This window comes from Variovorax sp. P1_H12_2, assembly GCF_056405335.1.
This window is the reverse complement of record NZ_JBFUCI010000276.1, coordinates 1-8,673: the sequence shown is the minus strand read 5'-3', so window position 1 is coordinate 8,673 and position 8,673 is coordinate 1. Positions and strand designations below refer to the sequence as shown.

Below are 8,673 nucleotides of genomic sequence, written 5' to 3'. Positions count from 1 at the left end.
GCAGCATGCCGAGATAGACGAAGCGGTAGAACCAGACCGGGTCGATGCGGCGCGCGATGCGAATGCCCACCCACACGCCCAGTGGCGCGATCGGCAGCAACACCAGCGAGGTCGCCATGTTGCGCCAGTCCAGCAGCCCGAGCCAGGCATAGGGCACCCACTTGCTCAGGTTCACGACGAAGAAAAAGTAGGCCATGGTCGCCGTATAGGCCACGGGCCCGAGCCGCAGCGGAATCACGTAGGCGCTGACCGGCGGCCCGCCCGCATGGGCGATGAAGCTGGTGAACCCGCTGAGGGTGGTCAGCACGGCACCGCCCGCCCTGGAGGGCGGCGGATCGCCCGGACGCGGCGGGAACAGCAGGCGCTGGGCGAGAAAGAGCAGCGTGAAGACGCCGACGATGCCAGCCACCTTGTCCGCCGGCAGCGCCTTGAAAAGAAGGGCGCCGATCACCGTGCCCGCCAGGCCATACGGAATCAGGAAGCGCAGCAGCCGGCGATCGAAGTCGCGGCGGAAGGCGGCGAGGCCCAGCAGGTCCATCAGCAGCAGCACCGGCATCAGGATGGCAGCCGCCTGCGGCACGCTCACCACCAGGGCCATGAAGGGGACCGCGAGGGAGCCGAAGCCGGCGCCGAAGCCGCTCTTGCTGACGCCGAGCAGCAGCACGGCTGGAACGGCGACCGCATAGAAATGCAGGTCGGTGATGATCGGGAGATTCAAGGCGGGGGAACTGGGGGTGCGTGAGCGCTACATTGTCCACGCCGCATCCCAACGTCCGCCATGATCATCCTCGACGCCGACCAGACCCGTGCCCAGCTGAATTTCGAGCGCCTCGTCCCGGCCCTGCGCGCGGCCTTCGCGAGCGAGGCGACGGTGCCGCCGCGCCACGTCCATGCGGTGGCGGCCGGCGCCGACCGCGGCACCGTGCTGATCATGCCGGCGTGGAGCGAGGCCGGCTTCCTCGGCATCAAGACCATCAACATCTTTCCGGGCAACAGCGCGCGCGGCCTGCMCGGGCTGCATGCGACCTATGTGCTCTACGACGCCCACACGGGCGTGCCGCTGGCGCAGCTGGACGGCAACGAGATCACGGCCCACCGGACCGCCGCCGCTTCGACGCTGGGCGCATGCTTCCTCGCCCGCGAAGAAGCGTCGACGCTGCTGGTGCTCGGCACCGGGCGCGTGGCACGCCTGCTGCCGGCGGCTCATGCGAGCGTGCGGCCGATCCGCGAGATCCGCTGCTGGAACCATCGCCCCGAAGGCGCGCAGGCGCTGGCCGCCGAATGGCGGCAACAGGGCTGGAACGCGCAGGCGGTCGGCGATCTCGCGGCGGCGGTCGCGGCCGCCGACATCGTCTGTTGCGCCACGCTCGCGACCGCGCCGCTGGTGCGCGGCGAATGGCTGGCGCCGGGCTCCCATCTGGACCTGATCGGCAGCTTCACGCCGGCGATGAAAGAAGCAGATGCAGCCTGCTTCGCCGGCGCCCGCGTGTACGTCGACACCGACGAGGCGCCGACCAAGGCCGGCGACCTGCTCGACGCCATCGCCGCGGGTGCGGTGTCGCTGGAGACGATCCAGGGGACACTGGCACAGCTCTGCCAGGGCGAACGGCAAGGCCGCCGCTCCCCTGGCGAGCGCACGGTCTTCAAGGCCGTCGGCAGCGCGCTCGAGGACCTGGCGGCCGCGACCCTCGTCTGGCGTGCCTGCGCCGGCTAGTCGAGGCTGGCGCCCGACTCCTTCACGACCTTGCCCCACTTCACCGTCTCGCTCTCGATGAAGGCCGCAAACTGCTCCGGCTTCTCGCCATGGGGCTCGGCGCCCTGCTCGGCCAGCTTCTTCTTCACTTCCGGGTCGGCCAGGGCCTTGAGGATGGATGCATTGAGCTTGGCGACCACCGGTGCCGGTGTGCCGGCCGGCGCCAGCAAGCCGAACCACGAGGTGGCCTCGTAGCCCGGCACGCCGGCCTCGGCGATGGTCGGCACGTCGGGCAGCGCCGGCGAGCGCTTGGCCGTGGTCACCGCGAGGGCTCGGAGCTTGCCGCCCTTCACGTGCGGAATGGCGGAAGGCATGTTGTCGAACATCACCGAGATCTGCCCGCCCAGCAGATCCGACACCGCAGGCGCGCTGCCGCGGTACGGCACGTGCTGCATGTCGACGCCGGCCATCTGCTTGAAGAGCTCGCCCGACAGGTGGATGGAGCTGCCATTGCCCGATGAGCCGAAGTTGATCTTGCCCGGGTTGGCCTTGGCGAAGGCGATCATTTCCTTCACGCTCTTGAACGGCTGCGACGGATTGGCCACCAGCAGGTTCGGCACCATGGCCACGCGCGAAAGCGGCGCGAAGTCCTTGATCGGATCGAAGGGCATCTTCCGGTAGAGGCTCTGGTTGATGGCGTGCGTGCCGACGGTGCCCATGAACAGCGTGTAGCCATCGGCCGGGGCCCGCGCCGCGGCCTGGCCGCCAATGTTGCCGCCGGCACCGGCGCGGTTGTCCACCACCACCGTCTGGCCGAGGTCGCGCCCCATGTACTGGCCGATCACGCGAGCCAGGATGTCGGTGGTGCCGCCGGCCGAGAAGGGCACGATGATCGTGATGGGCTTGGCGGGAAACTGGGCCTGCGCCGAAGCGGCGAAGGGCGCCAGCGACACGGCTGCGGCTGCAGCGGCGAGGACGAAGGTGCGGCGCTTCGGCGCGGCGTGGGAAGGGAAACGTGACATGGAAAGCCTGGGAGAAAGTTGAATCGAAAAGGACGGCATTCGGATCAGACCGGTGCGACGCCCAGCGTGGTGCCGCCGCAGACGTAGAGCACCTGGCCGGTGACGAATCCGTTGTCGGGCGAAAGGAAGAACATCGCGGCTCGGGCCACGTCGTCCGCCGTACCCAGGCGCTTCACCACGATGCTGTCGATRATGCGCCGGGTCTGCGGCGCCCCTTCGGGGTTGCTCTGGCGAAAAAGTTCCGTCGCGATCGGGCCCGGCGCGACCGCATTGACGGTGATGCCGTCGCCGCCGAGTTCCATCGCCAGCGTCCGCGTGAGGCCGATCAGTCCGGCCTTGGTGGCCGAGTACACGATGCGCTCGGGCTTGCCCAGCGCCGCACGGGACGACACGTTCACGATCCGGCCTCGGCCCGATGCGCGCAGCGCCGGCAGCGCCGCCTGGATCAGGATCATGCTGGCCTTGAAATGCAGGCCGACGACGTAGTCGAGGTCGGCCATGGTCGCGCTGTCGATCGTGCCGGGGCGCGTGGCGCCGGCGTTGTTGACCAGCGCCGTGACGGCGTAGGTCGACGTGATCCTCTGCGCGATCGCCTGCGTATCCCCTTCCTGCGTCAGATCGGCCTGGAAGGAGACGAGATTCTCGTGGCTCCAGTCAGGCTTCTTGTGGTCGAGATTGACGACGGTGCGTCCTTGCGCGAGCAATGCTTCGCAGGTGGCCCGGCCAATGCCGGAGCTGCCGCCCGTGACCAGGGCGACTTCTTGTTGACTCATCTTGCTTTCCAGATTTCAAGGCGGGCCGCAGGGGCGCGGCCCGCGGGGGAACGCGCTCAGACGCGTTCGAGGATCAGCGCGATGCCCTGGCCGACGCCGATGCACATCGTGCACAGCGCATAGCGCCCGCCGCCCTTGTGCAGCTGGTTCACCGCGGTGGTGGCCAGTCGCGCCCCGCTGGCACCCAGCGGATGGCCGAGCGCGATSGCGCCGCCRTTGMKGTTGACGCGCGCATCGTCGTCCTTCAGGCCCAGCAGGCGCAGCACGGCCAGGCCCTGGGCGGCGAAGGCCTCGTTGAGTTCGATCACGTCGATCTGGTCGAGCTTCAGGCCGGTGAGCTTCAGCACCTTCTCGGTCGCCGGCGCCGGACCGATGCCCATGACGCGCGGCGGCACGCCCGCCACCGCCATGCCGACCACGCGCGCGCGCGGCGTCAGGCCGTGCTTGGCCGCGCTGGCCTCGTCGGCCAGCAGCAGGGCGACCGCGCCGTCGTTGACGCCGCTGGCATTGCCGGCGGTGACGGTGCCGTCGGGGCGCACCACGCCCTTGAGCTTGGCCAGCGCCTCGAGGCTGGTGTCGCGCGGATGCTCGTCCTTGTCGACGATGATCGGGTCGCCCTTCTTCTGCGCCACGCTCACCGGCACGATCTCGGCATCGAAGAAGCCGGACTTCTGCGCCGCCACGGCGCGCTGCTGCGAAGCGAGCGCCATGCGGTCCTGCGCCTCGCGCTCGATCTTGTAGTCGGTGGCGACGTTCTCGGCGGTCTCGGGCATCGAGTCGACGCCGTACTGCGCCTTCATGAGCTTGTTGACGAAACGCCAGCCGATGGTGGTGTCGTAGACCGCGTTGTTGCGGCTGAAGGCGCTCTCGGCCTTGGGCATCACGAAGGGCGCGCGGCTCATGCTCTCGACGCCGCCCGCGATCATCAGGCCGGACTCGCCGGCCTTGATGGCGCGCGCCGCCGTGCCGAGCGCATCGAGCCCCGAGCCGCACAGGCGGTTGATGGTTCCGCCGCCGACTTCGAGCGGCAGGCCGGCGAGCAGCGCGGCCATGCGCGCGACGTTGCGGTTGTCCTCGCCGGCCTGGTTGGCGCAGCCGTAGAGCACGTCACTGACCGCCTGCCAGTCGACGTTCTTGTTGCGTGCCATCAGCGCCCGCAGCGGCACCGCGCCGAGGTCGTCGGTGCGCACACTGGACAACGAACCGCCGTAGCGGCCGAAGGGCGTGCGCACGGCGTCGCAGATGAAGGCTTGATTGCTCATGGTGAAGTCTCCTGTGGTTCAGATGGCGATCGGCAGGCCGACCAGTTGTTCCAGTTCCGCGTGGCCGAGGCCCTCGACCTTGTCGATCAGCTTCAGGCCCGAGGGCGTGCATTCGAGGGTAGCAAGGTCGGAATACACCCGCTTCACGCAACCGAGGCCGGTCAGCGGATAGCTGCATTGCGCGACGATCTTGCTCTCGCCCTTCTTGGTCAGGAGATCCATCATGACCCAGGTCTGCCTGGCGCCGATGGCCAGATCCATGGCGCCGCCGACCGCGGGGATGGCGCCTTCCTCGCCGGTGCTCCAGTTCGCGAGGTCGCCGGTGGCCGAGACCTGGAAGGCGCCGAGGACGCAGATGTCGAGGTGGCCGCCGCGCATCATCGCGAAGCTGTCGGCGTGGTGGAAGAAGGCACCGCCCGGCAGCAGCGTCACGGGCTGCTTGCCGGCGTTGATCAGGTCGTAGTCCTCCGCGCCCGCCGCGGGTGCGGGACCCATGCCGAGGATGCCGTTCTCGCTGTGCAGGATGACCTCGCGGCCGGCCGGCAGGTGGTTCGCGACCAGCGTCGGCTGGCCGATGCCGAGGTTGACGACGGCGCCGTCGAAGATGTCCTGCGCCACGCGCGCGGCGAGTTGGTCCTTGGTGCGGCGTTGGTAGCTTGCGGTGGGGATGCTCATGGTCATGCTGCCTTCTTGAAACCGCCGGCCTGCGTGGCGACGCGCTCGACCTTGACGACATGGTGGACGAACACGCCGGGCGTCACGACCGCCTCGGGGTCGAGCGCGCCGAGTTCGACGACCTCGTGCACGGTCGCGATGGTCTTCTTCGACGCCATGGCCATCACCGGCCCGAAGTTGCGCGCCGCCTTGCGGTAGACCAGGTTGCCCCAGCGGTCGCCCTGCTCGGCCTTGATCAGCGCCACGTCGCCGTAGATCGGGTACTCCAGCACGTAGGGCTTGCCGTCGATCTCGCGCGTCTCGCGGCCTTCGGCCAACTGCGTGCCGTAGCCCGTCGGGCAGAAGAAGGCGCCGATGCCTGCACCCGCGGCGCGGATGCGCTCGGCCAGATTGCCCTGCGGCACCAGTTCGAGTTCGAGTTGGCCGCAGCGGTAGAGGCCGTCGAACACCTGGCTGTCGGCCTGGCGCGGAAAGCTGCAGATGATCTTGCGCACGCGGCCGGCCTTGAGCAGCGCGGCCAGGCCGGTCTCGCCGTTGCCCGCGTTGTTGTTGACCACGGTGAGGTCACGGGCGCCCTGCTCGATCAGGCCGTCGATCAGTTCGATGGGAATGCCGGCAGTGCCGAAGCCGCCGATCAGCACCGTGGCGCCGTCCTTGATGCCGGCCATGGCATCGGCGACCGAGCGTGCGATCTTGTTGATCATGGAATCTGTCTCCTGGAAGGGGAAGAAGCCGAACGCCTTGCCTCGCGATTTGTCGGCGGGTGCGCGGAATTTGTTCGCATGTCGAACAGTTGTTCGTATAATGAATTCTAAGGACGATACCACGCCATGGCAACCCAGCAGACACAACCCGTTGCACCCGCGCCCGGCGACAGCTACGTGCAGTCCTTCGCGCGCGGGCTGCAGGTGATCCGCTCGTTCAGCGCCGGCGCGCCGCGCCAGACGCTCAGCGAGGTGGCGGCCGCCAGCGGTCTCACGCGCGCCGGCGCGCGCCGCATCCTGCTCACGCTGCAGACGCTGGGTTATGTGACGAGCGACGGCAAGCATTTCGGCCTGACGCCGCGCATCCTCGACCTGGGCTTCGCCTACCTGTCGTCGATGCCGATCTGGAACCGGGCCGAGCCGGTCATGGAGGCCTTGGTGCGGCAGGTGCAGGAGTCGTGCTCCGCCGCGGTACTCGACGCCACCGACATCGTCTACGTGATGCGGGTGCCGACCCACAAGATCATGCGCATCAACCTGGGCGTCGGTTCGCGCCTGCCGGCCTATTGCACCTCGATGGGGCGGCTGCTGCTGGCCGACCTCGACGAAGAAGAACGCCATGCGCGGCTCGCGGCCTCGACCCGCGAGGCCTTCACCAAGCACACGCTGACCGACATCGACGCCTTGCTCGCCAAGGTGGCGCAGGCGCGGCGGCAAGGCTGGTGCCTGGTCAACCAGGAACTGGAAGAAGGGCTGGTCTCGATCGCCGCGCCGATCGTCGATCGTGCGGGCCGCACCGTGGCCGCGCTCAACATCAGCGGCCAGGCCAACCGCACCAGCGCCAAGGTGATGCAGGACACGATGCTGCCGGCACTGCTGGCCTCGGCGCGGGAGATCTCGCGCCTGCTGTAGGCCCTAGCCGCCCTTGCTCTCTGCCTGCCGCTGCAACTGCGCGCGCACGTAGTCCACATGCTGGCGCAGCGTGTAGACCCGGTCCGTGAAATCGAGCGGGAACTTGGTCCGGACGACCTCGTCCTCGATCCGGTCGAGCTTCGCCCGGGCCTCCAGCCGCTCCTGGTCATCGAGCTTGCGCGAGGCCAGGTCCTGCTCGAGGAACTTCAGTTCGCCGTAGCGGCGGTACAGCACGCTCTGGCGGCGCCAGGCGATGAGTTCGGGCAGCACGCGGACCAACGGCAGCAGGATCGCCGCCAGCGGCACCAGCAGCAGCAGCAGGCGCTGCACATAGTTCGCGGCCCAGAAGGGCAGGTAGCTCTGCAGGAACGGCCGGCCATTCTTGAAGTAGCGCTCGGCTTCGGACGCGAGCGGGAAATCGGTGCCGATGGGACTCGGGAAATCGCCGGGCCGGTCGATGAKGCTGGGCTGCCGGTGCACCTGCCGCGCCGCCTCGAGCAGCAGGTAGGCCAGCGCCGGATGCAGTTCGTCGCGCACCACCAGGTTGGCGGTGGTGGCAAGCAGGTGGATGTCCTGGGGCGGCAGGTCGCGCCTCGGATCGACCGAGCCGCGCTTGAGGGTCACGGGCTGGAAGTACGGAAAGCGCCGCGCCAGGCCATCCACATGGTCTAGCGAAGCCAGCCGCACGCGGTCGTCCGCGAGCAGCTTCTGCACCGCCGGGGCCTGCGCCGCGGCGATGATGATCGCGGCATCGACCTGGCGGCCGGCGAGCAGGTCCGCCGCCGCCATGCCGCCTTCGCTCACGAAGGTCGTGCCCTGCGGGCCGTTGGGGACCACGCCGTAAGCCGCCAGCAGTTCGGTCGCGACCTTGTGGTTGCCGCTGCCCGGGACACCGATGGCGATGCGCCTGCCGGCCAGGGGTCCCAGCCCCTTTGTCAGGTCGAGGGTGTGGGTGAAGATCCAGACCGGTTCGAAGGCGACGGTGGCCAGCGAGCGCAACGGCGTCGACTCGGGCGGGGCGTCGGGATCCTGCGCCAGCAGGCCGATGCCGCCCTGCACGAAGCCGACGGACACCGTGCCGTCGTTGAGCCGCTGCAGATTCTCGACGCCGCCGCTCGACGTGCGCAGGTCGAGCCGTATGCCGTTGGCGCGCAGGATCTCCTGATAGCGCTCGCCGAAGTGGTGGTAGGCGCCGTCGGCCGGGCCGGTGCTCATCACGAGCGATCGCGGCGGCGCCGGGCTGACGTAGCGCACGACCGCCCAGCCCAGGGCGGTGAGGACGGCGACCCCCAGGATCCAGTACAGCAAGCGGCGGCGGGAGGGCAGGACGAACGGTGCGGGTGACTTCATGCCGGGTGCCGGAGGCTGGGTTGGGGAGCCTGATTCTGGCCGCATTCCGGCCGGCCGCGCCGACCCTCAGGCCGGCGGCTTGATCGCGCTGTACTCGGAGAAGATGCCGAGTTCGGTGTGYCGCTTCACCCCTTCGAAGCCGGCGGCACGCAGCGCCGCCAGCACCGACTCCGGCGCGATGCAGGCTTCGATCGTGTCCCAGTAGTAGCGCCAGAGTTCGGCCGTGTCATGGCCCYGTGCCACCACGCGGGCGATCAACGGCACCACGCCGCGCATGTAGGC

At 69.1% G+C, this 8,673-nt stretch carries 9 protein-coding genes and 1 pseudogene; 2 read left to right on the top strand and 8 right to left on the bottom strand.

From position 1 onward, the window contains the following. Positions 1–718, bottom strand: a 718-nt coding sequence (locus AC1D2K_RS23540; RefSeq protein ID WP_478091397.1) for a sulfite exporter TauE/SafE family protein, incomplete at its 3' end; no start/stop codon positions are given. A gap of 60 nt (positions 719–778) precedes the next feature. On the opposite strand from AC1D2K_RS23540, the gene lhpI reads away from it, so the two are divergent. Next, a complete protein-coding gene (gene lhpI, locus AC1D2K_RS23535; RefSeq protein ID WP_478091395.1) occupies positions 779–1,714 on the top strand; it encodes a bifunctional Delta(1)-pyrroline-2-carboxylate/Delta(1)-piperideine-2-carboxylate reductase in 936 nt (311 codons plus the stop codon). On the opposite strand, the gene AC1D2K_RS23530 is transcribed toward lhpI, so the two are convergent. From AC1D2K_RS23530 to AC1D2K_RS23510, 5 genes are read right to left on the bottom strand one after another with little or no spacing between them, the layout of a single operon-like run. Beyond that, positions 1,711–2,715 carry a Bug family tripartite tricarboxylate transporter substrate binding protein gene (locus AC1D2K_RS23530; RefSeq protein WP_478091393.1) on the bottom strand — a complete coding sequence of 335 codons (1,005 nt, stop codon included), beginning with the start codon at positions 2,713–2,715 and terminating at the stop codon, positions 1,711–1,713. The two genes, lhpI and AC1D2K_RS23530, sit on opposite strands and share 4 nt — an antisense overlap. A 44-nt stretch (positions 2,716–2,759) precedes the next feature. After that, positions 2,760–3,488 (bottom strand): SDR family NAD(P)-dependent oxidoreductase, encoded by a 729-nt coding sequence (locus tag AC1D2K_RS23525; protein ID WP_478091391.1) that lies wholly within the window; start codon positions 3,486–3,488, stop codon positions 2,760–2,762. 56 nt (positions 3,489–3,544) lie between these two features. After that, complete coding sequence (pcaF, locus tag AC1D2K_RS23520) at positions 3,545–4,750, bottom strand: 3-oxoadipyl-CoA thiolase (RefSeq protein ID WP_478091389.1); 1,206 nt, start codon at positions 4,748–4,750, stop codon at positions 3,545–3,547. An 18-nt stretch (positions 4,751–4,768) separates the two neighbouring features. Next, on the bottom strand, positions 4,769–5,431 hold the full coding sequence (locus AC1D2K_RS23515; RefSeq protein WP_478091387.1) for a 3-oxoacid CoA-transferase subunit B: 663 nt from the start codon (positions 5,429–5,431) through the stop codon (positions 4,769–4,771). Then, positions 5,428–6,129: a 3-oxoacid CoA-transferase subunit A gene (locus tag AC1D2K_RS23510; RefSeq protein ID WP_478091386.1), complete on the bottom strand. Its 702-nt coding sequence runs from the start codon at positions 6,127–6,129 to the stop codon at positions 5,428–5,430. The genes AC1D2K_RS23515 and AC1D2K_RS23510 overlap by 4 nt, the downstream gene beginning before the upstream one ends. Positions 6,130–6,255: 126 nt before the next feature. On the opposite strand from AC1D2K_RS23510, the gene AC1D2K_RS23505 reads away from it, so the two are divergent. Beyond that, complete coding sequence (locus tag AC1D2K_RS23505; RefSeq protein WP_478091384.1) at positions 6,256–7,041, top strand: IclR family transcriptional regulator; 786 nt, start codon at positions 6,256–6,258, stop codon at positions 7,039–7,041. Between the two features lie 3 nt (positions 7,042–7,044). Here the strand turns inward: AC1D2K_RS23505 and AC1D2K_RS23500 are convergent, their stop codons facing one another. Together AC1D2K_RS23500 and AC1D2K_RS23495 are read right to left on the bottom strand one after the other, a co-directional pair. Beyond that, the gene (locus AC1D2K_RS23500; protein ID WP_478091382.1) at positions 7,045–8,391 is read right to left on the bottom strand and encodes a TAXI family TRAP transporter solute-binding subunit; all 1,347 of its coding nucleotides are present in this window, start codon (positions 8,389–8,391) and stop codon (positions 7,045–7,047) included. 66 nt (positions 8,392–8,457) lie between these two features. Further along, a pseudogene (locus AC1D2K_RS23495) lies at positions 8,458–8,673 on the bottom strand (class I SAM-dependent methyltransferase); the annotation flags it as partial.